Raw genomic sequence first — 25,517 nt, forward strand, 5'->3', positions numbered from 1 at the left:
GGTCAGTTGTTTTAGGATTCAGTGTCATACATCCTCCACCCGTATAAAGTCTACAGAGTTCTTCGCAACTGACCAGCCCCTTCGGGGCGAGGTCTGGGGTGTCGGGTGTGGGGAAGAAAAAGCCCCGAAGTTGAGGTACAAGTCCCTACTTTTAAGTATGGAAACAGAAAAAATATCTATTTTGAGGCGCGTAGTGCGAAAAATTCAGCGTCCTTGCTGGAAAACCCTGATTTTATTTGGGATTCCCTACACCCCACACCCTACCCCCTACACCCCCTTCATAACTGACTACTAACTACTGCGCTGTCACCAAATAAGGAGAAGGTATTGGTTGAGCGCGTCCAATATTCACAAGTGCTTGATAAACAAAAGCCGCAATATCGGCTCTAGTAGCCTCTCGGTTGGGGTCTAGCAGTTTTACTGAGGGATAGTTAACAACTAATTGCCTGACAGTGGCCGCAGCAACAGATCCCATTGCATAATTAGGAATCTGAGCAGCATCAGTATAAAAACTGAGAACATTGTTACTGTTAGCAGTAAAACTCAAACCATTCGCTAAAGCAACCAAAGCCTGAACTCTAGGAATTTGTTGCTGTGGTTTAAAAGTACCATCAGGATAACCAGCCACAAATTGACTTTGATAAGCTGATTGTACTGCTCCATAAGCCCAGAAATTAGTTGGCACATCCTTAAACTGAATCGCAGTCCGTTTAGGAGCAGGTGCTAAAGCTTTGGTGATAATCGTAGCAAATTGAGCGCGAGTTACAGGATCATTCGGTTTAAAAGTGCCATCAGGGAAACCTGCAATAATATTTTGGGAAGCTAACGCTTCAATGTAGGCTTTAGCCCAATAACCTGTAGGCACATCCTGAAAAGCTGTAGCACCTGCACTACCACCTCCAGAACTTGTACCACCACCTCCAGCAGGAGGATTAACAGTTGCAGCCACAAAATCTACAGCACCAAAAATTCGCTTTTGATCAATATCATTACCAATAGCTACAATCCTGTTAGTTTTAGTAGCATTGTTCAAATCGTAACGAGTATTATTGCGAATCAGATTACCACCAGGATTTTCATTAGTCCCAAGATTGGGTAAAGCGTCAATAGTGGCAATAATACCATCACGCTTATTGTTTTGAATGACATTCTTACGCAAAACAGGTCTAGCAGATTCGGAGATAAATAGACCATCTTGGTTTTGAACAATTTGGTTACCTTCTAGCAAAGGTGTAGAACTACCACCAATTGCTAAACCAAAACCCGTATCCTGAAACGAGTTATTTCTAATCTCACCTTGAGCAGATTTAGTGACAGAAATCCCATTCCCAGTGTTTTTCACAAAAACGTTATTTTCAATTTTGGGATTGCCTGTTCCTGTAATGAAAATACCATCTCTAACACTGTTAGTAAAAGTATTGTTTTGGATGATGGGATTTGTTGATTCTACCCATACAGCCGTACCCCGTTGATTGGGATTAGTAACAGTGACACCACTTACAGTGCTGTTATTCTCTGCCAGAATGGTAATATCCTGTCTAGCAAAAGTCCGACTGGTGTAATAACCACCACCAATGATCACTGTTCCTTGACCTTTGAGAGATTCATCACCTAGAAGTATGACTCCTGGTTTGAGGAGTAAGGGGAAAGTTTCCCCAGTGTCTTTGGTATAGCTACCAGGAGCAAGTTTAATAACTGTACTTGATCGAGCCTGAGAAAGAGCAAAGCTGATGGTTTTGTAAGGCGCTTCTGCTGTTGCACCATAACTATTATTGTCTTTGCCAATTACAGGATTAACATAAATCACTGTTGCACTGGCTGGGATTTGAGCCATTAAAATCGGCTGAGTAAGAGCCTTAACCTCACCAGGAAATAGCACATACGCACCAGTAAAAACTAACAAGGCGGTGAGACTACTTCTGAAGGATAAAGTAGAGATGTGAAAACCCCTATATTTCATTTTTGTACTGTACTTGATGATGTTACTTGTAATACCATTGCAGGAGACAGCGTTTAATTCAATACTGTTCGACTCAAAAAATGTAGGTTGGGTTGAGTAACAAAAAAATCCAACAAAATATTTGGTAATGTTACTAGCCCTATGGGAAGATACTACCCGTCTACATTCCTCTACCCGGCTGACACGCTCAACGTTCTGTAACCTTAAGCGAGTAGTATTGACTATGCTTCAGTCTTCATTGAAAACGTCAGAATTCAGGAGTCAGCCTTTCGACTTCTCTTAGATACCAAAAGGCTTTTACTTCTGTCACCTGTCACCTGTTCCCTGTCACCAGTATTGAAAATCCATGCCAAACTATACTCGATCATTAATACTTGTTCAGCGGAAATTTTTATTAAAAAAACAATACGGTTCAGTTAACTTGAGCCACAATGTTTAGCTTGTGGGGTTAATTGAACCGTATTTAGATGAAAAAATGGTAATTTTATGGTTATTCAGGCATTTGTTCAGGAATTTGGGCGATAAAGCTCTAGTAAGTCTTTTCCCATGCACTCCGCCAATTATTAACAACTCAATAAGCTAAGGTTTCTAAAGTTTCTCGCAAATACTTTTGGACTTGTTGTTCTAGGCGCAGCCCCTGTAATTGAGTATTACACTCTAGTTGCCAGCGTTGAAAACCGGAACTAGCAGAAATAGCATACTTAAGGTTGTGCCAAATATTAGCATCACGAGAAAGTTGGCCTGTGCAAGCAGCTGAAATTTTAGCCATAGTTCCTCATTCCTCATTTTTAAATTTCAGAGTCAAACAGTTTTAGATTTTGGATTCTGGATGATGATTGGTGTCATACCCAAGGGATTCAGACATAAACCAAACCAGCCAAATCTCTAATCTTGCCAATGAAGGAGGTTGAAATCCACTCCTACCCTTAAATTTCCGAAATCTTACTTAATCTTGTCTAAAGATAACGTTTATGTAGCAACCAATTCTGTGTGATTGATCACTAAACCTAGAGATATACTCAAGTAAATCTATCAGAACAACTTATAACAGCGGTTAGGATTCGGTACTCGGTACTGGCTAAACGCCCTGTTATCGCTCTAATCGCAGCCATAGCCCCAAGGCTTTAACGAAAAAATGGGTTTGAGATTCCCCGTCCGGAGATGGCTTGCTGATAAAATAGTGGAAACAAGCAGGGCATTGTCTGTTGGGCGAGATAGTGTAAGACGGTATGAAACTGCAACTGTTGTTTGTACCCAAAATCTCTGCACTTTTAGGGCGGGGAGTATGTCAAGGTACTCGGTAATTATTAATCAGCACTCGGTCATCCACATAGTTGCTTCAAAGTTATGAGTGCTGAGATTTGAGGTTTGAATGTTGAACTAAAAAATTATCTCAACCCAACATTCATCAATTAACTCAGCACTCTCTGCTTAACACTACTTGGTTAGGGTAAGAGTACGACGTTTAGTTACCATCTGGTAGGATTCGATGATGTCACCTTCAGCCCAGTCATGGAACTTATCAATACCAATACCGCATTCATAACCAGCATTGACTTCGCGGACATCTTCTTTCATCCGTTTGAGGGAATCAAGAACGCCTTCATAGATGACTTTACTATTGCGACGTACACGCAGTTTGCAGTTACGAACTAGTTTGCCTGATTGGACATAACAACCAGCAACAGCACCACGACCTACTGGGAAGACAGCACGTACTTCTGTTTGTCCCAAAGGTTCTTCCACTAACTCTGGTTCTAGCAGACCTTCCAAAGCTCCTTGGATATCTTCTAGGAGTTTGTAGATGATGTTGTATTCCCGCACGTCTACACCTGCTTCATCAGCAGCTTGTCTAGCACCACTGGCATAGGTGGTGTTAAAACCAATGATGACGGCGTTACTAGCCGCAGCCAAGTCGATATCTGTTTCTGTGATTTCGCCAGCAGTAGCCAACAACATCCGAATTTGCACTTCGTTTTGGGGGATCTGTTTGAGAGAACCAATAATAGCTTCTACAGAACCTTGAACGTCTCCTTTGAGGATCAGGTTGAGTTCTTTTAGTTCCCCTTCTTGTGCTTGAGCCGAGAGGGTAGTGAGAGTAACTCGTCCTTGTAACAAGCGAGATTGACGTTGTTTATCTGCCCGGTCAGCAGCGATCGATCTTGCTTCTTTCTCGTTCTCGAAGACCTCAAACTCGTCACCTGCTGCGGGTACATCGCTTAAACCCAGTACCTCAACAGCAAAGGAAGGACTAGCGATTTCTACACGCTTACCTCTGTCATCGACCATTGCCCGGACTTTACCAAATGCCGAGCCAGCTACCAGCATATCTCCAACATGGAGAGTACCGTTTTGAATCAGCAAGGTAGCAACTGCACCTTTGGCTTTATCTAGGTGAGCTTCAATGACTGTTCCCTTAGCAACACGATCTGGGTTAGCGGAGAGTTCTGCTACCTCTGCCACCAGAAGAACCATTTCTAGGAGTGTATCCAGGTTTTCGCCCTTGATGGCACTCACAGGAACCATGATCGTCTCACCGCCCCAATCTTCTGCGGTCAAGCCGTAATTGGTCAGTTCTTGTTTAACACGCTCTGGTTGTGCGCCTTCTTTGTCAATCTTGTTAATAGCGACAACAATTGGCACGCCAGCAGCTTGAGCATGGCTGATAGCTTCTACGGTTTGGGGACGGACACCATCATCCGCAGCAACTACCAAAATCGCAATATCTGTCACCCGCGCTCCCCTAGCCCGCATAGCTGTGAAAGCTTCGTGACCGGGTGTATCCAGGAAGACTATCTGTTGTTGCTTGCCTTCATGTTCTACATCCACATGGTATGCACCGATGTGTTGGGTAATACCGCCGGCTTCGCCAGCAGCCACTTTGGTTTTGCGAATTGAGTCGAGTAGAGTGGTTTTACCGTGGTCTACGTGACCCATAATCGTCACTACTGGTGGACGACGAATCAGATGTTCCAGATCCGCAATGTCGATCATTTCTGTGACTTTGCGGGCTTCTGCTTCTGGTTCTGCCGTTTCTACTTCTACTTCTAACTCTTTGGCTACTAGGGTAATGGTGGGAATATCCAGGTTTTGGGTGATACTGACCGCCATGCCTTTCATAAACAGGATTTTGACAATCTCTGTGTCGGCAATAACCAAGCCCTCAGCCAACTCTTGTACTGTCAATGGTCCTGTGACGATCAGTTTTTCTGGTCGCTCACGTTTGACTTCTACTTCTTGCTGGCGGCGGTTTTGGTCACGGTATGAACCAGACCTCTTATTTTTAGTAGTGGGTGCAGCGGCAGCTAAATTAGGCTGCTGTAGTGGTTTGGTGGACTTGGGTTTGGGAGGACGAGCGATAGAAAGGCTAACTTGGACAGTAGCTGGAATTTCTAACCCCTCTTCATCCAGTAAGTCGTCTTCTTCAAAATCATCATCAAGGATAGGCTTGGTTCGTTTGCCTTTAGGGCCAACTTTTGCCTTTTCTTTAATTTCGTCAATGATTTCCTCTTCCTGCCATTTTTTCCCACCTTTGTTTGCTCGAGGCGGTGTTGGGCGTTTTAAGTCGAGGAGATCAGGTGTGATTGGTGTTTCATCCAATCCCTCTTTTTTCGCTCCCACTCCTGCTATCTGTCTTGGTGGAGTAGCAACGGGAGCAGCGGGAGGTTCACCATGACGCGCAGGTCTAGGTCGTTGTATATCCGTTGATGTTCCAGGTGCTGATGGTCTACTCCCTCTTTGTTCCGGTTTCACCGGCGATGGAGTTGAACGCGCCTTTTGATCTGTAGTTGGTTTGCCTACTTTTGGTTTGCCTTGTTCGCGTTCTTCTTCGGCACGCTTTATGCGTTCGCGTTTGAGGATAGGTTTTCCTGCCTGAGATGGCTGTTCAGTTACAGCCTCTGTTTCCTCTACAGGTCTTGTGGGTGGACCGACCAGTTGTGGTTTGGGAGTTTTTTCCGGTTTTGGCCTGGGAGAAACTACTTTTTCTGGTTTTTCCGCTGCTGTTTTTTCGGATGTTGGATTAGGATTAGTGGTCTTATCCAATTCCGCAATCTTAGGTTTTTGCGGGGTCTCCGATTGATTCCGGGGTACAGGTCGAGTGGGTGCCGTCGGCTTCATGGGTGAGACTGGTGTAGCGAAAGGCCGTGGTGGAGAGGGAGAATTGACTTCAGAAGAAGAAGCAACTTGGTTATTGGTAGCAACTGAATCGCTATCAGGGCGTGAGGTAGTGTTTCTCAATATTTTGGGTTTGCGAATTTCCAAAATTTGCTGTTTGTGAGGTGTAGCAGGTCGGTTACGTCCGCCAGTTTGAGGTGAATTTGGTTTATGGTTATTTGTACCTAATTCCTTTTTGGACGTGACACTCGTAGCTGCGAGTTTTTCCGCCGCTGTACGAATTTGTTCAGCATCAGATTCTGAGATCGTGCTGCTATGACTTTTGACCGCGATGTTGAGCTGGTCGCAAATTGCTAATAGCTCTTTGTTATCCAAATTCAATTCCTTTGATAATTCGTAGATTCTAACTTTTCCGTTGTTCATCCACTCTTTCCCCTTTAATTTACAGTTTTAGCGGATGGTTGCCTGGTTTGCGACATCTCCATCCTTTGATCACTGTTTTTTAGGTTGCCCTTGGTGATGTTGCCGGTGCCTCCAATTAGGAAAGAGAGATGTTTCGGTTTAATACTGGCATCCCCATCCAAGATGATGGTTGACGGGCTGCCATAAAAATTTTTGATTTAAAAAATTTTTGTGGTTAGCCTTGACGCCGCACTGCGCTTGAGCGCTACCAGGTTGCCATGCTTGAGTTTTTTGTTTTGCTGATTCTGAGTCTTCCACAACACAATCGAGTAAAACTTTTTGGGAGTATTGCTTGAGAGTCCCTCTTTAAATTTGGGAGAGCCACTTGCTTTCTACACCCATTTACTATTTTGGCACTAACCGCTCAACTAAACCCACTCAAACCTATTCAAGTTTGAAAGTCTAGTCCTTCGTAGTGAGTCAACCACCACAGGGTTAAACGGCCAACCCTTTATTCCTTGGTCTAAGACATCAGGAATTTCTTTTATGATGATATTAAAAGCTAGATTTTTGGCAACTGCATCTTCCACCAACGATACCAGAGGTTGTGATGAGAGTGCCAATTGTTTGGCTTTCATCACAATTTTTCTAGCAATTACCGTCTGGGAATTTTTATCATCAAATTTGATTTTTGGCACTATTGCTTGCGGTTAGGCGTTGCCACAATGTTTGATACAGTGTTTCAGGCACTGTCCCATGCAGCGATCGCCCTAATTTATTTTTTTTCTGTGCTGCTTGTAAGCAGTCAGCTTGGGGACAAATATAGGCAGAACGCCCCATGCCCTGCTCTAATTGTACCTTCCCAGATGGAAAGACGCGGACAATCCGCCAAAACTCTTCTTTTAGTCCTACTCGGCGACAACTAATACAACGCCGATAATTCGGTTTCATCGGGTTTTTTCTCAGTTAGGTCAGCAGTTTGTAGTCAACTAAAAATTGTAGTTTTTGTGAGGTTTTTGCTAATTTTGACTGCCATAAGTTTTTTAGTGTACATTTAACGGCTGATAGTGAATAGACAAAGCCTAGGGAAAATTATCTTCTTCACTAGAATCAAAATCATCACTCTCCAATTCTAATTCTTCTTGATTTTCATCCTCTAGTTCCTCCATCTCATTTTCTTCATCTTCCGGTTGATATTGTGCGCGTACAGCAGCAAATTTAGCATCTTCTGCTGCTTCGTCATATTTAGCTTTATCTTTAATATCAATTTTCCAACCGGTCAGTCGAGCAGCTAATCGCACATTTTGTCCTTCTTTACCGATAGCTAAACTCAGTTGATCTTCAGCTACTAGTACGTGGGTTTGCCTGGATTCGGGATCCATTAAGCGCACTTCATCCACTCTTGCTGGACTGAGGGCATTAGCGATATAAGTTGCTGGATCGGGGGACCAGCGAATTACATCTATCTTTTCACCCCGTAACTCATTAACTACTACCTGAATTCTCGATCCCCTAGCACCAATACAAGCCCCAACTGGGTCTACGTCACGATCAAGGGTATCTACTGCTATTTTAGTCCTTGGGCCTACGTAACGGGAAGGGGGATTAGCTTCTCTTGCTACTGCGACTATTCGTACAACTTCATCTTCAATTTCTGGAACTTCGTTGGCGAATAAATAAACTACTAATCCAGCATCGGCACGGGATACTAGTAATTGTGGACCCCGTTGCTGACCTTGGGAAACTTTTTTCAGATATACCTTAAAGGTGGCATTCGCCCGATAATTATCGTTAGGTAACTGCTCTCGTTTGGGTAATTCAGCTTCTACTTCTGGTTGACCAAATCCACTGCTGACGGCCAATATTACGGATTGTCTTTCAAATCTTAAAACTCTAGCTTGTAAAACAGTGCTTTCTAAATCTTGGAATTCTTCTTGCACCATTTGGCGCTGTTGATCCCGCAATTTTTGCGCTAATACCTGTTTGGTTTGCATGGCGGCCATCCGCCCAAATTCGCCTTGATCTGGAGTGACATCTAGTACCACAGAATCACCTGATTGGGCTTCTGGTGCGACTTGTTGCACTTCTTCCAAAGAAATTTGATGATCTGAGTTACTAACTTGTTCAACTATGGTTTTAGTAGAAAGAACTCGAAAACCTTCTCCGTCAATATCCAGTTCTACTTCAAAATTATCAAAATAATCTTCATCAAATTGTTTGCGTTCTAAATTTTGGGCGCGACGATAACGTTCGTATCCTTTAAGTAATGCTTCTCTAATAGATGATTGCACTGCCAAACGAGGTAAATTTCGCTCGCGGCTAATACTTTCAATTAATTCTTTTAATCCAGGTAAAGTAACCATTGACATAAGCATAATCTCCTTAACTTGTATGTCAGCAACCGCTATAATTTGAGATTCTCAATTGGGAATTTTAGATGCTGTTCTAAAACCCCAATCCAAAATCTAAAATCTAAAATCTAAAATTGGTTAGCGGCGCTCATCCAGCTGCACCCTGGTAACTAGGGATCTGGGAATTTCAACTACACGACCTTTCTGATTTAAGAAAATAGTTGTTTCATCCCGGCGAATCAACTGACCAGTCCACTCTTGTTGTCCGTCGTGGGGTTCAGAAGTGGAGATAACTACAGGAAATCCTTTAAAGGAAATAAATTCCCTGTCAGTGATTAGTTGTCGTCCAATCCCAGGACTGGATACTTCCAATACATAAGCATCTGGAATTATCTCCGCCGCATCTAAGGAGGCTTCTAAAGCACGGCTCATCCGTTCACAATCATCAAGACCAGTATCCTGTTGGGGATTACGGATATCTACCCGCAAAACTGGCGGACGCTGGTTAGTATGAAAAACTATGCCAACAACTTCCAATCCCAGTTCGTTTGCTACTGGTGTCGCTAAGTCAATAATTTGTGGTACTAAAGGATGAGTCATGCGAGAATTCAATAAAAAAAGTGGGCTTCTACCCACTTCCTGCGATAGGGATATCTTCCAAGAAGTCTTGTGACGAACCGTCATTGGTTCGCCCCTAACATGAGTGTAGCGTATTTTTTTCGTTAGTCATTAGTTATTGATCATTGGGCATTGGGCAAGATCAAGTCAAATGTCAAATGTCAAATGTCAAATGTCAAAATTAAACAACTCTTTTCTCCCCTGTCCCCTGCCTCCCCTACCTCCCCTACCTCCCCTGCTTTCTTTCTGTCACCTGTCACCTATCTCGGATTTCTGGGAAAGTACCTCTGTTAACTACTGTTGGTACAGATGCTGGCGATCGCATTTGCCGAGTTTGTTCAATAATTTGGTCAATGTCTTCCTGAGAGAGTCTTTGAACATAGTTAATTTTGACTTCCTCTAGAAAGTCATTGAGTAAGCTCTGAATTTCTAAAATTACGTGTTTTTCCTGAATTTCTGCACCTAAAACTGTCGTAAATTTTTCCATTAACTGATTAGAAAGTTTTGCCGCAACAGGATCTTTAATGGCACTAACCAAGGCAATATATAGATTAGTAGTAATTTGATTGGCTAGTTGTTCACTGAGTTGGGTTTGTACTTGTCCCACACCTGGAAATATCAGCAGGTTGCGATAAACAGGAACTTGTTGGAAAGCTGTATCAATACTGTGGCGTAAAATGGCATTGATTTCTGGCTGGATTTTGGGTAGGACTTGATTAACAATGGTTTGTACTAACAGCCCTGTGATCGCTTCCACTTCGTTTATATTGTTAATATCTATATATGCACGCTCTTTTTTTGGCTGTAGTAGCCACTTGGTTAGCTCACCACGTTGGATTGAACCCTGCATTTGGTTAATTACCCGTACTACCACAATCTCTGTAATTTCTTCGGCAAAATTGGCTATTATACCCTGATGAATTTGTCTTCTTATTAAATGTAAACTGATTAATTTAGATTTATCTAAACGTACTAATACTGGTAAAGCTCTCAACCAACGCCAAAAAGGAATGATTAACAATAAGTCATACCAACGCCACAAAATTGCTTCTAACCAGCTTAAATGGGGATTTTTACGTTTGATGTAAAAAATGCGTCCTAGTAATTCTAAGCCAAATATAACTACAAATGGTAAATCAATTAGCCAAAAATTATCCAGAAATTCCCCATTTTCACCGATTTTTCGGTAATAGTTCACAGCAATTGCTGGACGGATCTGTTGGTTGAAAAAATTAATTTCTTGAATCCAACCGCGCTGAGATAAATATGCTTGACTCCAAAAAGTATCAAAGGCGCTTTTTGCAGATTTTTGACCGATGTGTTCTCGCATCCGGTTTTTGATTTTTTCCAGAGATCCACTCTTACTGGCACCTGCAAAGGGATTTGTATCAATGATTTCGGTGCTAAGACGACTGACTTCTGCTAACTTGGTTTTTACCTGGGGCGAATTTAACCCTGTTTGACTGACTTGTATTTCTAAAGCATCTACTGTTTCCAGATAATTTTTTGTGTCTCTATGGGGTTCAATACCTTTAATCGGATCATAAATTTGGGTAATTTGAGGAAATCTGCGGAAGTAGAAATCCCGCCAAGGTACGTAACTTAAATCAAACAAAATTAGACCTAAGTTAACGGTGGCAATCATGGCCATTAACTTTTCAAACCATAGGTTGGGGTGTTTGCGGGATTTGAATTTAATCATTATTGGTTACGAATTATACAAAATAACGCTCTTTTCGTATTTAATGTCAAGTATGGTCAGATCATCGGTTCTACTGTTAAAACATCAGACTATTGATAGATGTAAAAAAGTAAATTATCCATATCCGTTAATAATCAATGGCATTCAAATCAATCAAAATTCATAAATAATGGAAAAATCACAGCTTAAAGAAATTTAAGATACAGTTGTTAGCATTTCTATTTTGCTGATTTCATGCAAAGGAGTTTTAACAATGTGGTGTGATTTGGGAAAATCAAGAACAGCAGTTGCTTTAGTCTGCCTAGTGACCGTTAGTGCAGGAATTTCAGATTTAGCTTTTGCTGTCCTTCAGCGTAATTATAAGCCCCAGGAATTCCGGGCTGTATTGCATGGTTTAGGATACAACGTGAAAGTCAGCAATGGTTCACTGACAGATGAAGAAACGAAAAAAGCAATCAGTGACTTTCAAAAAGGTTATAAGCTACCTGTTGATGGTAAAGCAGGTCCAAAAACCCAAGCGTTTGCTGCCAACATTGTACAAATTCTCCAAAGGAATTTGAATACTGTACTAAAGCCTAATCCTCCCCTGCCCCGTGATCAATTCTACAGCCTGCGGATGGAAGAATTGGTAAAAGAGTATCAAAAAAAACATCAGCTAACGGAAACTGGTATTGCTGACTTGGCGCTGCGTCAGAAGTTGAATGAGGAGGCCAAGCAAGTTATCGGCCAACCAGTAACTCAACCTTCACCAAAACCTTCAGCTAAACCTGCACCAACTAATAAACCAACGGCTAAACCTACAACTAAACCAACATCTAAACCTGCACCAACTAATAAACCAACGGCTAAACCTACAACTAAACCAACATCTAAACCTACACCAACGACTAAACCTTCAGCTAAACCTACACCGACATCTACACCTTCTTCAACCGCAACACCAACTCCAACTGCTTCACCGACAGCTAAACCCTAAATTTTTGAGAGGCTTTTTTTGGTAAGCATCAGCTTGACACTCCCCTGGCTAAAGCCGTTCGCGCAAGTGTCTGGCCAGCGAGGGGATTCTTGGTTCACAGACTCACCATTAGACGACAGGTTGACACCAAGCGCAGACTAACGCCACGCTACGCTATCGGGGTTTTCAGCCTATTTTCTTATCAAGCCAAACACGGGACTAATGGCTGAATGCTTACCATATTATGAATTAGTTAAATGCCAAATTTTTTGATGGATATCAATCTTGATTTTCTCCATAATTCTTGGGGCGAGTAATAAGATTTTGGTACTTTTTTTAATTGGAGAAAATGATGTTCAAGCTTTTTGGCAAAAGCAACAGATGTAAATTTCTGCCCTTCTGGAGATGATAAAAATGCTTTAATATTATCTCTGATGCGAGAAAATTCTGATGGGGTTACATTCATCATTCTTTTGTAAAGTTCATTGTAGTCTGAACCATCAAACTCTAGATAACATTCTGGAGGAATATGTTTGGAAATGTCAGGAGCGCCAAAATATATTGGTATTCCCCCAGCATAAAAGGCTGAAAAGATTTTTTCTGTGATATAGCCGTCTTCTCGGCTATTTTCAAAGCAAATTATAAATTTGTAATCTCTCAGTGTTAGCAATTTTTCATCGCCCATAATTGAGCCTTTAATTATCCCTTTCCAACCAGTATTAAACCAAGGTAATGTTTTTTGCCATACTCTTCCATAGGTATGAAAATCATCACCTAATACTTTGTCAAAAAAGGTAACTGCTTTTTCGCGTTCGATGTCACCTTCGAGATTTCTATATTCTTTTTTATATCTTTGATGAACCATTGCTAGGGTATACTCTGGTTCTGGTTTGTATTCTTGGAGTGAAGAAAAATGTTGAGGAGTTAAATAAAATTCATCTTCAGATGCACCATTAGAACTGCTGATTCCTAAAAATCCACCAAAAATGTTCTTATATTTTGCGCCATACATTTGACTATATCTGGAGTAAGGTTCTGTAATTACCAGGATTGTTCTTTGCAGAGAAAACTGTGGCAAAACTTGGCCATTCATGGAGATAAAAAAATCAGCTTCCTCTGGTCTTGATGTGTAGTAGTACCCTTGAGATTCAAGATAGGATAGTCCAGTTTTTCCGTGTATATCTTCTCCGGAAAGAATGTGCTTTAATGAGCCTACTCCATCCGGGTTTTTTTCACAAAACTTCATGTTTCAAATCCTCTGTTAAAATTGCAATATATAAGAATATAGCAATGTCCTGTTACCTATTTTACCAAAGAATAAATATATTCACTAGGTGTAACAAAATGAAGATGAAACAATAATCTTGTGCTACCCTAACGGTGTAGGTGGGCTAGTAACTGAAATATCAATCATCCTCTTCATCAGGTTGTAAATCTATATCTTCCAAAGATTGATGGGGAATTGCGGCAATAATTGCATCTATGACTTTGGAAACTTGTAAAATCTCAATTTTCAGGTCAGGGAATTTTTGTCCTTTGGGAACTATGGCGCGTTTAAATCCGAGTTTTGCTGCTTCTTTTAACCGTAGTTCCATTTGAGAAACTGATCGCACTTGTCCCCCTAACCCCACTTCTCCAATTAATACTGTACCTGGATCAACTATTCTGTCGCGGAAACTGGCTACAATGGCGATCGCTATTCCTAAGTCTACTGCTGGTTCTTCTACGTTTAAACCACCCGCAGATGCTACATAGGAATCTAATTTGGACATGGGTATGCCTACGCGCTTTTCTAATACTGCTAAAATCTGCACTAAGCGGTTATAATCTATGCCTGTTCCCGCCCGACGAGGAGAAGGGTAACTAGTAGGACTGACTAAAGCTTGTAATTCTACAACTATGGGTCTTGTTCCTTCGCAAGCGACTACTATGGCTGTTCCTGGTGCGGGGTCGTCGCGGTTGCCTAGAAATAATTCTGAAGGATTAGGTACTTCTCGTAATCCATGTGAAACCATTTCAAATATACCAATTTCGTGGGTAGCTCCGAAACGGTTTTTCACAGTTCTTAATAATCGGTGAGATGCAAAGCGATCGCCTTCAAAATACAAGACGGTATCTACTAAATGTTCTAAGACTCTTGGTCCGGCAATAGTGCCTTCTTTGGTGACATGACCAACAATTAACATTGTAATATCTTCATGTTTGGCCACTTTCATCAATGCTGCCGTACATTCCCGGACTTGGGCTACTGAACCAGGTGCAGATGTTAATGCGGGGAAAAATACTGTTTGTATACTGTCAATTACTGCCAAATTGGGTTTGAGGGAGTCAATTTCCCGGAGAATTTCTTCTAAATCTGTTTCTGGTAAAACATACAGGTCAGCACTCATACTCACAGGCTCTATGGCTTCATCTGTATTTTCTGGGTTAGTATCAGTTGCATCTGTTTGATTTTCCTGATCTTTAGCTTCTTCCGTAACTACATTGAGCGGTTTGGACATTCCCAAACGAGAAGCGCGTAATTTCACCTGTTGACCTGATTCTTCCCCTGTGACGTAGAGAATACGGTATCTTTGCGCCAGTTGGTTAGATACTTGTAATAACAAAGTAGATTTACCTATACCGGGATCGCCACCGATAAGCACCATTGAACCGGGGACAACTCCACCACCGAGTACCCGATCTAACTCTCCATAACCAGATTCCCATCGCGCAATTTGGCGATCGCTAATTTGATCAAAAGTTAGAGAAGCTCTTGGTTTAGCGGGTTTATTAGCAGATGATTTAATACCTCCTGGTGCAGCGTGCCAGTTACCGACTCCCCCACGACTAGGTATATCTACTCCGAAAGGTGTGGCATTCTGTTCTACTAAAGAATCGTAAGTGTCACAGTTGGAACACTTTCCAAACCATTGGGAGAATTCTGCTCCACATTTGCTACAAATAAAAATGGTTTTTGGCTTTGCCATGCTTAAATTTTATGAAATAATCTTAATTTTTTCTTAATTGTTGCTATCCAGAAAAATCCCATCACAGTAGTAATTTGAGCTTTTTCCAATTAACAGCAGGAATGATATCTTAATAATATGATATTAAAAATTCATCATGTAAAATTTTGGTTAAGGAGCTGAGGGAAACTTGGAAAGTCATAAAGAAAAAATCCTAGTAGTAGACGACGAAGCCAGCATTCGCCGGATTTTGGAAACGCGCCTTTCCATGATTGGCTATGATGTAGTAACCGCTGGTGACGGCGAAGAAGCTTTAGAAACTTTTCGCAAAGCTGAACCAGATTTAGTAGTTTTAGATGTGATGATGCCAAAGTTAGACGGCTATGGTGTCTGTCAAGAATTACGTAAAGAATCTGATGTTCCGATTATTATGCTAACAGCTTTGGGTGATGTAGCCGATCGCATCACAGGCTTAGAATTGGGTGCTGACGACTATGTAGTCAAACCATTCTCCCCCAAGGAATTAGAAGCGCGGATTCGCTCAGTTTTACGACGAGTAGACAAAACAGGTGCAACTGGTATTCCCAGTTCTGGAGTGATTCATGTCGGGAATATTAGAATTGATACAAATAAACGCCAAGTTTACAAAGGTGATGAACGTATCCGCTTAACTGGGATGGAGTTTAGCCTACTAGAATTATTGGTGAGCCGTTCGGGAGAAGCGTTTTCTCGTTCAGAAATTTTGCAAGAAGTTTGGGGATATACACCAGAACGTCATGTTGATACTCGCGTGGTAGATGTGCATATCTCACGGTTGCGGGCAAAATTAGAAGATGATCCTAGTAACCCAGAATTAATACTTACTGCTAGAGGTACTGGTTATCTTTTTCAGAGGATTATTGAACCAGGAGAGGAGTAGGTGATAGGTGACAGTGAAGAGGCAGGGGAGGCAGGGGAAGCAGGGGAAGCAGGGGAAGCAGGGGAAGATTAATAACCCAATGACCAATGACCAATGACCAATGACCAATGACAAAATCTGATCCTAATGTAGTTTTGCGGCGTTTACCCTTGGTAGTCGGGGGTTTAGGTGCTGTACTTTTGCTGATTAATCGTTTGTTAACACCGGAACTGACAGATTCTCAAGCGCGGGGGGATGTGCTGGGAGTAATTTTGAGTGCGGTGTTAATTTTAACGGGTTTGATTTGGCAGCAAGTACAACCTCGCACACCTGAGACGGTAGAACTAATTGGAGAGGAAGGTTTTGTCTTAGCCCCCGATTTACCAGAAACCGTGAAAACAGAATTAGCCTGGGCATCGCATTTATTATTGACGAATACGGTCACGCGATCGCTCATAGTTTATTACCAAGGTAAAGTTCTGTTACGTCGCGGTATTCTGGCCTCTAAGTCGGAAGTAGTACCAGGAGCAATATTAAAAAGAGTTTTAGAAACACACAAACCAGTTTATTTAGTAGCTTTGAAAGTTTATCCCGGCAAAATTGAATTTGATTATTTACCAGAAAATACACAAGGTGTAATTTGTCAACCAATTGGTAGAGAAGGTGTTTTAATTTTAGGGGCAAATGCTCCTCGGAGTTACACCAAACAAGACGAAAACTGGATTGCGGGTATTGCTGATAAATTAGCTGTAACGCTTGAAAGGGGTGTAGGGGAGAGAAATTAAGAATTAAGAATTAAGAATTAAGAATTAAGAATTAAGAATTAAGAATTAAGAATTAAGAATTAAGAATTAAGAATTAAGAATTAAGAATTAAGAATTAAGAATTCTTGACTATAGTCTTTTAACACTTGAATCTTATCTTCTGCCTATTCCCTGTTCCCTGTTCCCTGTTCCCTGTTCCCTGTTCCCTGAATTACGAATTATGCAAATTATTTACTGGTTATTAGTAGCTGTAATGCTCGTGGGTGTAATTGGTGCAGTAGTTCCAGCTATTCCTGGTAGTAGCTTGATATTAGTAGCTATTATCATCTGGGGAGTCGTCAGTAGTTCCTTGGCAGCAATTAAAATTCCCCTGATTGTGACAATTATTGTTCTACTTTTGAGTATGGGAGTAGATTTCTTAGCTGGTTACGTAGGTGCAAAACAAGCTGGTGCGAGTAAATGGGGACAAATTGGTGCATTTGTCGGTTTATTTCTGGGATTTTTCGGATTATTGCCTACTTTACCTTTTGGGGGTCCGCTATTAGGTATGTTACTGGGACCGCTTTTAGGTGCGATTATTGGTGAATTTCTTTATCAAAGAGACTTGGGTAAAGCTGTTAAAGCTGGTATAGGAATAACTGTAGGAACGGTAGTAGGAAATTTACTTCAGGGTATTCTCGCGGTGGGTGCGGTGATAGTTTTTTTATGGACTACATGGCCACAGGTCTATGGTGGGTAGAAATTTCAGTATCAGTAATGGTTTTAAGGGTAACTTCTTCATCATAGCTTCATATAACTAGGAATGCCGTTAAGGATTGGATAAATAAAAAATCAAGGTCAACGCAAAGCTTACAACATAAGTGATTTGTTGATTTTTAACCCAGCGTGGGGGTGTAGCACTGTTGTTAACCAAACTGGCTTCATCTCAGGCTATTGCCGTAAAATTACGCTTGATCAGATTTACGGATGCGAGAAAAACAACTAAATGCTTGATGAAGATTACATCAAGATGCTTAGGTACATATTGCCAACTACTGATTGGCTATGTAATTATTCTAATGTAGGGAACACACAAGGAACTAATAGCTAACAGCTACAGTATCCTGACAGTGTTAACACAGCAATCCTAGCTTAGTTTTTAAACGAAAACAGAAAACGACTTCATTTCAGGTTAAAACGCTTATCTTTTGAACTGCTACACAATTTACAGGATTGCTGCTCGGAAAATCACGTAATTATTTTTTCTTACATCTTTTCATAGGAGCTTTAGACTACAATGTTTAACTTTAAATCCAAGGTACTAGCTGCTGCTACTGCTCTGCCCATTGTTGCTACTGGGTTTTTGGCCTCTACTGGTGCTGCTCAAGCTGCTGCTATTGTAGGTGAGTTTAGTTTTGACGGTGGTCTAACCTATCCAGGAGCTTTAGGCAGTAACGTTACATTGACAAAGAACTCCCTCACATTCTCACCTGACAGCGTAGATTTTGTTCCTCCTAATAATGGACCAGTTACTCCAGTTGCTCTTTCTGGTCAAACAGGAAGCTTCGTAGGTTTCAATTCCGCAGGCATCCGTGATATCATTTCTTTTGACGCATTTGCAACACAAAACCCTTTTTTAGACTTAGGTAATCTTGAGCTTCCTGTTTTGGGTGAGGCTCCTGGTATTGTTGCCGGTGGTAATTACTCGACCATAGTCAACGATAAAAATGTTTTTAATCTGAGTTCTGCTAAATATAAACTCAGCCAGTCAGGTGCTAACGTCAGTGTAGACGTTGAAATCTGGGGAACTTTTGTTAGTGAAACTGGTGAGACCAGTGCTGGTGCAGGAAACATAACTTTCCAAAAGAATGATACAAATGTTGCTGCTGTACAGGCACTTCTCAATGGTGGTGGCTCCTTAAGTGGTTTAACTTTCTCAGGTGCTGCTTTCACTGCTAAAGTTCCTGAACCCACCACAATGTTAGGTTTAGGTTTAGTTGGTGCAGGAATGACCTTAGCTCGTCGTCGCAAACTTGTAAAAGCATAATTTGTAAGACTGCTTTTATAGCAGGAGTCAGGAGTAAAAGCCTCTTTTCGTGGGAGTTTCATTATCAATTGATGTCCTCACCACCCTGTCCACGGCCATAACATTAAAATCTTTAAATATCGACCTGGTGGGAATGCAACTTTACCAACCAGGCCAATTTTTTTTAGTTGTAGAACCTCAAAAATATCCCCAACTTATAGCAACAGCTAAGGTGGTTAAGAAATCAATCAACAGATGATAAAACGTAGACACTAAAAGCTTTTTAACTCTGTCACCTGCTAGATAACATTGATTGACAAGATCAAGAAAGAAATCAGGGATATTAAGCTTTATTCCAAAGCTGTTTTCGCTTCCTTTGCAACTGCTTCAACTTCGTCATTAACCAGAGTTTCCAGAACAGATTTAGCTTCGGTACTACCTAAACTACTCAAAGCTTGTACCACTCTGTAACGAATTTGCCAATCTGGGTTAGTGCTGTATTGAACTAAAAGGGGAACAGCTTGAACATCTCCCAACTCACCCAGGGAACTGATAGCAGCAGTTTGGATTAAACCGTTATCGGAAGCAAGTGCTTGTTTAAGTAGTTCAAAACCCCGTGGATCTCCCAATGCTCCCAAGGTAGCAATAATACTGAATTGTACTAACCATTCCGGGGTTTTATGGTAAAGCTGCTCTAAATCTTCAAAAGCTGCGTGTAATTTCAGCGCACCTAAACAATCTGCTGCTGCTGCTTGCACATCTGCTTCTGGATCATTGAGTAGTTGCCGTAATATCTGCAAGGATAAATCTAAATCCTGTTCTCCCAAAGTATCAAGTTGACTTACCGCAGAATAACGGACACGGGAATTTTTATCCCCAATAGCGATTTGTATTAGTTCAAATGCGGTTTTAGGTTCTAGTTCTCGAATTTGATTAACAGCACGCAAGCGATCGCCCAAATTCTCAGAACTCAGTAATTCTTTCACAGACTCAGCAGAAATACTCATTTAATTATCCTATAGGAATCCGGTTTGGTTTCTGATAGCGCAGTGTGGCGTAAGCCATATTGGTTTGTGTAGGCAGGGAATAGGGTTTTAGAGGAGTTGGATGTACGGAGTTTTGTTCAATAATCAAATAGGAGTCCTATATGTTATTGAGCATTGGGCATTGGGCATTGGGCATTGGGTTATTAATCTTCCCCTGCTTCCCCTGCTTCTCCTGCTTCCCCTGCCTCTTCTCTGTCACCTGTCACCTGTCACCTATTCTGCGGCCATAGCACGGATAATATCGCCACGAGTCAGAATACCAATCACTTTACCCGTACTGTCAAGGACAGGTAGACGATGCACTTTATGTTCTTGGATAATTTTTGCAGCTTCTTTTAAGGATTTCTCAGGAGTAATAGTGAGAGGATTTTTACTCATTACTTCCCCTACTGTTTGTCCTAATGCTTTATGTAAATCTCGTTCATAAGCACCAGGATTTTGTAAATAAATTACACTATCCAAAAACATAATGTAAGCTGGAGGTGTTACACCAGTTTCTTGCCACATCAAGTCAGTTTCTGATATAATTCCTACCAATTTACTCGCATCATCAACTACAGGTAAACCGCTAATTCGTTTTTCTGCCAAGATTTGGATAGCTTCTTTTAGAGGAGTTTGAGGACGGACGAGAACAGGATCACGGCTCATCACGTCTGCAACGGTTTTAAGCATTTTTTTACTTACACCTTTTATAAAAGTCTTTATTAATTATTGTAGGAAATTATGTGTGACAAATAAATACTGTTAATAGATTGTTACTTTAATAAATAAACTCCATCAATTATTACTTTGTGACTGGAATAATCAACACATAAAAATATTTCTGCCGCTTTCTGGAAATCAGAAATTGCTGCGTCGTATTCAGTTCGGTGTAAATTGAACCGCTATTACCATCAGCAGAATCTAGCAATGGTTCTCAAATAATTCCATAGACTTATCAATTTTTTGTTACCAAAATGCGGTAATGTAAATTTGCACCCCTTTAGTACCAAGACCATCGGTTGTTAATATGCAGATTCACAAAATTTTCGTCGCATCTTCCCTATTAATAACTAGTCTAGCTTTACCTAATATTGCTACTGCTCAAAGTCGTGGAACTCCCGGTAAATTTGATTTTTATGTTTTAACCTTATCTTGGTCTCCTGATTATTGTGCGAACAATGCCAAACGTGACCCCCAACAGTGTAACCCAGGAAAAAAGTATGGTTTTGTGTTGCATGGTCTGTGGCCACAATATCAAAAAGGTTATCCTGCTAACTGTTCAACGGAAAAATTACCCACGTTACTAAAGCAGAAATTCCGGGGTTTGTTTCCCAATGAGAGACTTTATGATCATGAATGGGAAAAACACGGCACTTGTTCTGGTAAAGAACCTACAGAATATTTAGCATTAAGTAAAAATTTAAAATATTCTCTTGTTATTCCCACAGCCTATAATCGTCCTGAAAAGCCTTTCCGCACGACGGTTAAAGACTTGAAAAATTCTTTTGTCACTGCTAATAGCAAATTTACTGCTGATGGTATTGCACCTTATTGTTCTGATTCTGGTAGGTTTTTGAAAGAGGTATACTTTTGCTTTTCTAAAGATGGTAAAGCTGGTATTTGTAGTGCGGAAATTTTAAAGCGTTCTCAGAAAAGTTGCGGTCAGTCGAATTTTTTGGTGAGAAATGTGAGGTAGTAAAGTAGAGACGTATTTTTACAGCGATTTTCTTGTGCAAGATGCAAGAATTAGTTGAACAATTTCAAAAAGTTCAAGAGACTTGATTTGAGTAAACTAATACCATCTCCTATAAAAAAGCACCTAATAAGCCTACGGAGGTGGTGTTTGTTTCTGTATTTGCAGTGAGTAGTTTGGTTTGACACTAGGAAAAGCAACTTTTCCAAAAAATGACAAGTGCGATATTAGGTAAAGAAAAAGCTGATTATAAATTTGATACGATAAAACGTTTAAATTGCTAGAGACATTGAAGACTGAAAATAAAGGTCTATTTCCACTGCTAAAAAGTCACTGAACTGATCATGAGTTTTAATAAAATAAGATTCTTCCTGTCCTTCGCAATATGAGTAAATTGGTGGGTTATCACCTTCCGAAAGACGGAAAAAGCTAAACTGATAACCTTGGTGCATGAAAAATACAAAGGCATCATCTGGTAAAGATTGAGGAAAATCATTTTCTAGCAACAATTGTTTAGCCCATACTTGAAGTTGTGGTAAATGTTCATAAAAACAATCTGAACCTCGTAGAAATTTATCTGCACCATGCCCCATTATTTTAAGAAAATCTTTGTAAGTTCTGGGGAGATTAATACCTTGTGTTTTTTCCAGTTGAATTATTTCCAACTCAGAACATGGTACAAGCTTATTTTCTTTATAAATAAGTTCAATTGGTGCAGGTAAATTGCAATTCAACATTTCTACCGACTCCTTTAAGCAATGTTGCCGTGGTGAACATTTAGCTGAATATTCGGGAAGGTTTCCCTAAACTGCTTAATTACATAGTCACAAGAATTACAAGGCTCTCTTTCTGTGAATAATTCAATCTTAGCTTTTATTTCTTTATTATTAGAGAATCTTTTTGCGATCGCTTCTAATATTTTGTACTCTGAATCTAAATCTCTGCGATGTCCACCAACTTCAAAGGTTTTAAACATCAGTTGCTTTGGTAAAACAACCGCCCCTGTTCGTTGTAGCTTACCACTAATGGCGAATAGCTCCTCAAAATTATCATCATTATCATCTATCCATACTCTAGCAATAGCAACATTCCTAGCTGGTGTTGGCACATTACAAGTATGACGGATTTCTGCAACGCGCTCTAACCAACCCATATTTAGTTTTTCAGTTGTTTTTAATTTTTATTATTTTTGTATAGAAGGACGGTAAAATTTTAGATATAGCATCTGCATTTATTATACACCTCTACAATACCATAAAAAGTCAAGATGTCAAGAACCTTGTAAAATCGTTGGCTTATTGACAACATTCTCAAGATTATTGAGAATTTCCCCCTCATATTCTCAACAAGCTCTCAACCAGGAACAAGAACAACTTTTTTTTGCCTCTCTCCCAAACACATCAATATATATATTAACTAGTTGCGATTTGGCGTGAACAACAAACAAAACTCAAGCCGAAAATTTTATTAGCCCTGAATCTCCCCGCAAAAAGTGAAAACTTTGTATGCTGAGTTAATAAAGGTCTTTATATTTCTTATTAAAGCTGGTGCAAGAGGATTTTCGGTTAATTGTCGATTTGGTTTCAGTTTTCGCCGTCGCTGCCTGCGGTGGACTGCTGGCCGCGCTGCTCAAACAACCCGTGCTGCTGGGATATCTGATTGGGGGTATGATTGTCGGACCCGCCGGACTGGGATTAATTAAAGAAGTTGTCCAGGTGGAAACCTTGGCACAGTTCGGTGTAGCCTTTTTGTTGTTTGCTTTGGGTGTGGAATTTTCCTTTGCGGAACTGAAAAAGGTAAGAGCTATAGCTTTGGGCGGTGGAGGACTACAAATCCTGCTCACTATTCTCATCACTGTTGTGGTGTGTGGGGTGACAGGTGCTTGGGGGACTTTACCGGCTAAAGGTGTATTTTTAGGTTCGATTTTGTCTTTGTCTTCTACAGCAGTTGTCCTCAAATGCTTGATGGAACGCAACGAGACGGAAACACCCCACGGACAGGTGATGCTGGGGATTTTAGTCGTCCAGGACTTAGCACTAGGATTAATGCTGGCTGTATTACCCGCTTTGCATGAACCAGGTGAAGCCATTGGTTTAGCAGTGCTGACGGCTTTGGTACGCATTGGTTTATTTGCTGCGGGTGCTGTGGTGGCGGGTATTTGGTTAATTCCCCCTTTGTTGCGACTGCTGGCACGCACGGAAAGCCGGGAGTTGTTTTTGTTGGGGGTGGTGACTTTATGTTTATGTATTGCCCTGCTAACTGAATATTTAGGTCTTTCTATCGAAATGGGGGCGTTTGTCGCGGGGTTGATGATTTCGGAGGTGGAATATGCTGACGAAACCCTGACGATTGTTGAACCACTGCGAGATATTTTTGCGAGTTTGTTTTTCGCTGCCATTGGGATGTTAATTGATCCGGTGTTTTTGTGGCAAAACCTGGAATTGATTCTCGGTTTGGTGGCTTTGGTGTTTGTGGGTAAGTTTTTAATTATCACTCCCCTGGTAAAGTTATTCCGCTATCCGTTGAAAACAGCTTTAATTGCGGGTTTGGGATTAGCGCAAATTGGGGAGTTTTCCTTTGTACTAGCTAGTGAAGGTCAAGCTTTGGGGTTGGTTTCCCGGCGGATATATCTGCTAACTTTGGGAACTACTGCTGTCACTTTAATGTTGACTCCCTTTGTGTTGCGGTTAGTGCCATTGTTATTTAATTTTGCAGAGTCCATGCCTTGGTTAAAACCTTATTTGGTGGAAGAACAAGCGCGTGATTTTGCAGAAGATTTACCTTTGAAAGACCATATTGTGGTTTGTGGTTATGGTCGCATTGGTAAGAATTTGGTGCGGTTGTTGCAGCAATACCAGTTACCTGTGGTGGTAATTGATCAGTCAGAAAGCAGAATTCAGCAGTTACGGGAAGCTGGTATACCCTATGTGTATGGAAATGCTGTCAGTTTTCACGTTTTGGAAACTGCTGGAGTGAATTATGCTAGAGGCATGGCGATCGCACTTCCTGATCCGGCTAGTATTCGTCTGTCCCTGAAACGCGCTTTGGAATTATCGCCAGAATTAGATTTAGTTGTCCGCGCTACCCAAGATAAAAATATTGAGGTACTGTACCAACTGGGTGCAAAGGAAGTGGTACAACCAGAGTTTGAAGCTAGTTTGGAAATGGCTGCCTATCTACTCACAGGTGTGGGATTATCCAAAGAAGCAGTACAACAGAAAATGCAGGAAATTCGCAAAGACCATTATTTAGATTTGCGTCCTGAACGTTCTGCGGCTGAAGTTTCCCAACATCTACAGCAAGTAACCCGCGATTTAAACCGGCGTTGGTATGACTTACCCGCTGACTCCCCATTAATTGGCATGACTTTGGAAGAAGCAGATATGCGCTATTTAATTGGGGTGAGTTTAATGGCTATTCGTCGCGCTGATGGGGAAGAGATTGATTATCCCAGTACCCAAATTCAACTACAAGAGGGCGATCGCTTGTTAGTGGTGGGTGCAGATGAGGAATTAGCCGCTTTAGCCGAATTTGCTCAAGGAAAAGCAGCTGTTCCGGCAGAAAGTAACGCTTGTCAGTGGGTAACAGTCCAAGCTAACTGTCCTGTTTTGGGGATAAATCTGGCTGATGTCACTGCTGATGAACAGTATGACGTAAAAGTTCAAGCAATTCGCCGCGATGGTAAATTTATGCGCTTTCCTCATGGCAATATGGAATTAAGAACAGGCGATCAAGTGCTGTTTTGTGGTAGCTTGTCAGGCTTGAATCAAATTCAGCAATTTTTCACCGCTTCCTGTGGACTACCCCTCGCAATTCCTATCATGAGAGATGAACAGGCAGTAACTGTGAAAGAAATTCCATGAGAAGGTAGAAGGAAAAGGTGACAGGTGACAGGTGACAGGTGACAGGTGACAGGTGACAGGTGACAGGTGACAGGTGACAGGTGACAGGTGACAGGTGACAGGTGACAGGTGACAGGTGACAGGTGACAGAAGGCAGGAATTTTTTAATTGATATCACCCCTACAACCCTACACCCTTACACCCCTACACACTTTTTTCACCATAACATCTTACA

21 protein-coding genes are annotated in these 25,517 nt (G+C 41.2%); 7 read left to right on the forward strand and 14 right to left on the reverse strand.

Going from position 1 to position 25,517, the window contains the following annotated elements:
* Positions 1-295: 295 nt before the first annotated feature.
* From A0J48_RS15290 to A0J48_RS15325, 8 genes are all read right to left on the reverse strand, one after another.
* Positions 296-1,960, reverse strand: coding sequence for a DUF1565 domain-containing protein (locus A0J48_RS15290; RefSeq protein ID WP_200324426.1), 1,665 nt, complete (start codon positions 1,958-1,960; stop codon positions 296-298).
* Between the two features lie 571 nt (positions 1,961-2,531).
* Positions 2,532-2,729, reverse strand: a complete 198-nt coding sequence (locus A0J48_RS15295; RefSeq protein ID WP_200324428.1) for a hypothetical protein — start codon at positions 2,727-2,729, stop codon at positions 2,532-2,534.
* 668 nt (positions 2,730-3,397) lie between these two features.
* Positions 3,398-6,499 (reverse strand): translation initiation factor IF-2, encoded by a 3,102-nt coding sequence (gene infB, locus A0J48_RS15300; protein WP_200324430.1) that lies wholly within the window; start codon positions 6,497-6,499, stop codon positions 3,398-3,400.
* 407 nt (positions 6,500-6,906) lie between these two features.
* Positions 6,907-7,176 carry a hypothetical protein gene (locus tag A0J48_RS15305; protein WP_200324432.1) on the reverse strand — a complete coding sequence of 90 codons (270 nt, stop codon included), beginning with the start codon at positions 7,174-7,176 and terminating at the stop codon, positions 6,907-6,909.
* Positions 7,157-7,429, reverse strand: a complete 273-nt coding sequence (locus A0J48_RS15310) for a YlxR family protein (protein ID WP_200324434.1) — start codon at positions 7,427-7,429, stop codon at positions 7,157-7,159. Before A0J48_RS15310 ends, A0J48_RS15305 begins: the two co-directional genes overlap by 20 nt.
* A gap of 131 nt (positions 7,430-7,560) precedes the next feature.
* The gene (gene nusA, locus A0J48_RS15315) at positions 7,561-8,847 is read right to left on the reverse strand and encodes a transcription termination factor NusA (protein ID WP_200324436.1); all 1,287 of its coding nucleotides are present in this window, start codon (positions 8,845-8,847) and stop codon (positions 7,561-7,563) included.
* A gap of 120 nt (positions 8,848-8,967) precedes the next feature.
* Positions 8,968-9,429 carry a ribosome maturation factor RimP gene (rimP, locus tag A0J48_RS15320; protein ID WP_200324438.1) on the reverse strand — a complete coding sequence of 154 codons (462 nt, stop codon included), beginning with the start codon at positions 9,427-9,429 and terminating at the stop codon, positions 8,968-8,970.
* A 274-nt stretch (positions 9,430-9,703) separates the two neighbouring features.
* Positions 9,704-11,149 carry a hypothetical protein gene (locus A0J48_RS15325; protein WP_200324441.1) on the reverse strand — a complete coding sequence of 482 codons (1,446 nt, stop codon included), beginning with the start codon at positions 11,147-11,149 and terminating at the stop codon, positions 9,704-9,706.
* A gap of 253 nt (positions 11,150-11,402) precedes the next feature.
* Between A0J48_RS15325 and A0J48_RS15330 the strand changes: the two genes are divergently transcribed.
* Positions 11,403-12,125, forward strand: a complete 723-nt coding sequence (locus A0J48_RS15330) for a peptidoglycan-binding protein (RefSeq protein ID WP_200324443.1) — start codon at positions 11,403-11,405, stop codon at positions 12,123-12,125.
* A gap of 232 nt (positions 12,126-12,357) precedes the next feature.
* On the opposite strand, the gene A0J48_RS15335 is transcribed toward A0J48_RS15330, so the two are convergent.
* Together A0J48_RS15335 and radA are read right to left on the reverse strand one after the other, a co-directional pair.
* Positions 12,358-13,350 (reverse strand): glycosyltransferase family 10 domain-containing protein, encoded by a 993-nt coding sequence (locus A0J48_RS15335; RefSeq protein ID WP_200324445.1) that lies wholly within the window; start codon positions 13,348-13,350, stop codon positions 12,358-12,360.
* A gap of 160 nt (positions 13,351-13,510) precedes the next feature.
* Complete coding sequence (gene radA, locus A0J48_RS15340; RefSeq protein ID WP_200324446.1) at positions 13,511-15,073, reverse strand: DNA repair protein RadA; 1,563 nt, start codon at positions 15,071-15,073, stop codon at positions 13,511-13,513.
* Between the two features lie 169 nt (positions 15,074-15,242).
* On the opposite strand from radA, the gene rpaB reads away from it, so the two are divergent.
* The 4 genes from rpaB (at position 15,243) to A0J48_RS15360 (ending at position 18,740) form a co-directional block, all read left to right on the forward strand.
* Positions 15,243-15,971, forward strand: a complete 729-nt coding sequence (gene rpaB, locus A0J48_RS15345) for a response regulator transcription factor RpaB (protein WP_200324448.1) — start codon at positions 15,243-15,245, stop codon at positions 15,969-15,971.
* A 107-nt stretch (positions 15,972-16,078) separates the two neighbouring features.
* Positions 16,079-16,735, forward strand: coding sequence for a cofactor assembly of complex C subunit B (locus A0J48_RS15350; protein ID WP_200324450.1), 657 nt, complete (start codon positions 16,079-16,081; stop codon positions 16,733-16,735).
* A gap of 199 nt (positions 16,736-16,934) precedes the next feature.
* The gene (locus A0J48_RS15355) at positions 16,935-17,453 is read left to right on the forward strand and encodes a DUF456 domain-containing protein (protein WP_200324452.1); all 519 of its coding nucleotides are present in this window, start codon (positions 16,935-16,937) and stop codon (positions 17,451-17,453) included.
* A 537-nt stretch (positions 17,454-17,990) separates the two neighbouring features.
* Positions 17,991-18,740: a PEP-CTERM sorting domain-containing protein gene (locus A0J48_RS15360; protein WP_200324454.1), complete on the forward strand. Its 750-nt coding sequence runs from the start codon at positions 17,991-17,993 to the stop codon at positions 18,738-18,740.
* Between the two features lie 329 nt (positions 18,741-19,069).
* Here the strand turns inward: A0J48_RS15360 and nblB are convergent, their stop codons facing one another.
* Positions 19,070-19,726, reverse strand: a complete 657-nt coding sequence (gene nblB / locus A0J48_RS15365; RefSeq protein ID WP_200324456.1) for a phycobilisome degradation protein NblB — start codon at positions 19,724-19,726, stop codon at positions 19,070-19,072.
* 252 nt (positions 19,727-19,978) lie between these two features.
* Positions 19,979-20,437: a CBS domain-containing protein gene (locus A0J48_RS15370; RefSeq protein ID WP_200324458.1), complete on the reverse strand. Its 459-nt coding sequence runs from the start codon at positions 20,435-20,437 to the stop codon at positions 19,979-19,981.
* A gap of 337 nt (positions 20,438-20,774) precedes the next feature.
* On the opposite strand from A0J48_RS15370, the gene A0J48_RS15375 reads away from it, so the two are divergent.
* The gene (locus A0J48_RS15375; RefSeq protein ID WP_200324459.1) at positions 20,775-21,443 is read left to right on the forward strand and encodes a ribonuclease T2 family protein; all 669 of its coding nucleotides are present in this window, start codon (positions 20,775-20,777) and stop codon (positions 21,441-21,443) included.
* A gap of 269 nt (positions 21,444-21,712) precedes the next feature.
* Here A0J48_RS15375 and A0J48_RS15380 read toward each other — a convergent pair whose 3' ends face one another.
* Both A0J48_RS15380 and A0J48_RS15385 read right to left on the reverse strand, forming a co-directional pair.
* Positions 21,713-22,177 (reverse strand): SMI1/KNR4 family protein, encoded by a 465-nt coding sequence (locus tag A0J48_RS15380; RefSeq protein ID WP_234300941.1) that lies wholly within the window; start codon positions 22,175-22,177, stop codon positions 21,713-21,715.
* Positions 22,178-22,191: 14 nt separating this feature from the next.
* Positions 22,192-22,593 (reverse strand): deaminase domain-containing protein, encoded by a 402-nt coding sequence (locus A0J48_RS15385; protein ID WP_200324461.1) that lies wholly within the window; start codon positions 22,591-22,593, stop codon positions 22,192-22,194.
* Between the two features lie 394 nt (positions 22,594-22,987).
* Between A0J48_RS15385 and A0J48_RS15390 the strand changes: the two genes are divergently transcribed.
* Entirely contained in the window at positions 22,988-25,303 is a 2,316-nt protein-coding gene (locus tag A0J48_RS15390) for a cation:proton antiporter domain-containing protein (RefSeq protein ID WP_200324463.1), read from the forward strand.
* The last annotated feature ends 214 nt before the right edge of the window (positions 25,304-25,517 follow it).

This window comes from Sphaerospermopsis aphanizomenoides BCCUSP55, from assembly GCF_001586785.1.
GTDB lineage: Bacteria > Cyanobacteriota > Cyanobacteriia > Cyanobacteriales > Nostocaceae > Sphaerospermopsis_A > Sphaerospermopsis_A aphanizomenoides_A.

Coding starts and splice junctions, on each gene's coding strand:
- A0J48_RS15290 (WP_200324426.1), bottom strand. CDS start 1,960: ATGAAATATAGGGGTTTTCACATCTCTACTTTATCCTTCAGAAGTAGT.
- A0J48_RS15295 (WP_200324428.1), bottom strand. CDS start 2,729: ATGGCTAAAATTTCAGCTGCTTGCACAGGCCAACTTTCTCGTGATGCT.
- infB (WP_200324430.1), bottom strand. CDS start 6,499: ATGAACAACGGAAAAGTTAGAATCTACGAATTATCAAAGGAATTGAAT.
- A0J48_RS15310 (WP_200324434.1), bottom strand. CDS start 7,429: ATGAAACCGAATTATCGGCGTTGTATTAGTTGTCGCCGAGTAGGACTA.
- nusA (WP_200324436.1), bottom strand. CDS start 8,847: ATGTCAATGGTTACTTTACCTGGATTAAAAGAATTAATTGAAAGTATT.
- rimP (WP_200324438.1), bottom strand. CDS start 9,429: ATGACTCATCCTTTAGTACCACAAATTATTGACTTAGCGACACCAGTA.
- A0J48_RS15325 (WP_200324441.1), bottom strand. CDS start 11,149: ATGATTAAATTCAAATCCCGCAAACACCCCAACCTATGGTTTGAAAAG.
- A0J48_RS15330 (WP_200324443.1), top strand. CDS start 11,403: ATGTGGTGTGATTTGGGAAAATCAAGAACAGCAGTTGCTTTAGTCTGC.
- A0J48_RS15335 (WP_200324445.1), bottom strand. CDS start 13,350: ATGAAGTTTTGTGAAAAAAACCCGGATGGAGTAGGCTCATTAAAGCAC.
- radA (WP_200324446.1), bottom strand. CDS start 15,073: ATGGCAAAGCCAAAAACCATTTTTATTTGTAGCAAATGTGGAGCAGAA.
- A0J48_RS15350 (WP_200324450.1), top strand. CDS start 16,079: ATGACAAAATCTGATCCTAATGTAGTTTTGCGGCGTTTACCCTTGGTA.
- A0J48_RS15355 (WP_200324452.1), top strand. CDS start 16,935: ATGCAAATTATTTACTGGTTATTAGTAGCTGTAATGCTCGTGGGTGTA.
- A0J48_RS15360 (WP_200324454.1), top strand. CDS start 17,991: ATGTTTAACTTTAAATCCAAGGTACTAGCTGCTGCTACTGCTCTGCCC.
- nblB (WP_200324456.1), bottom strand. CDS start 19,726: ATGAGTATTTCTGCTGAGTCTGTGAAAGAATTACTGAGTTCTGAGAAT.
- A0J48_RS15370 (WP_200324458.1), bottom strand. CDS start 20,437: ATGCTTAAAACCGTTGCAGACGTGATGAGCCGTGATCCTGTTCTCGTC.
- A0J48_RS15375 (WP_200324459.1), top strand. CDS start 20,775: ATGCAGATTCACAAAATTTTCGTCGCATCTTCCCTATTAATAACTAGT.
- A0J48_RS15380 (WP_234300941.1), bottom strand. CDS start 22,177: ATGTTGAATTGCAATTTACCTGCACCAATTGAACTTATTTATAAAGAA.
- A0J48_RS15385 (WP_200324461.1), bottom strand. CDS start 22,593: ATGGGTTGGTTAGAGCGCGTTGCAGAAATCCGTCATACTTGTAATGTG.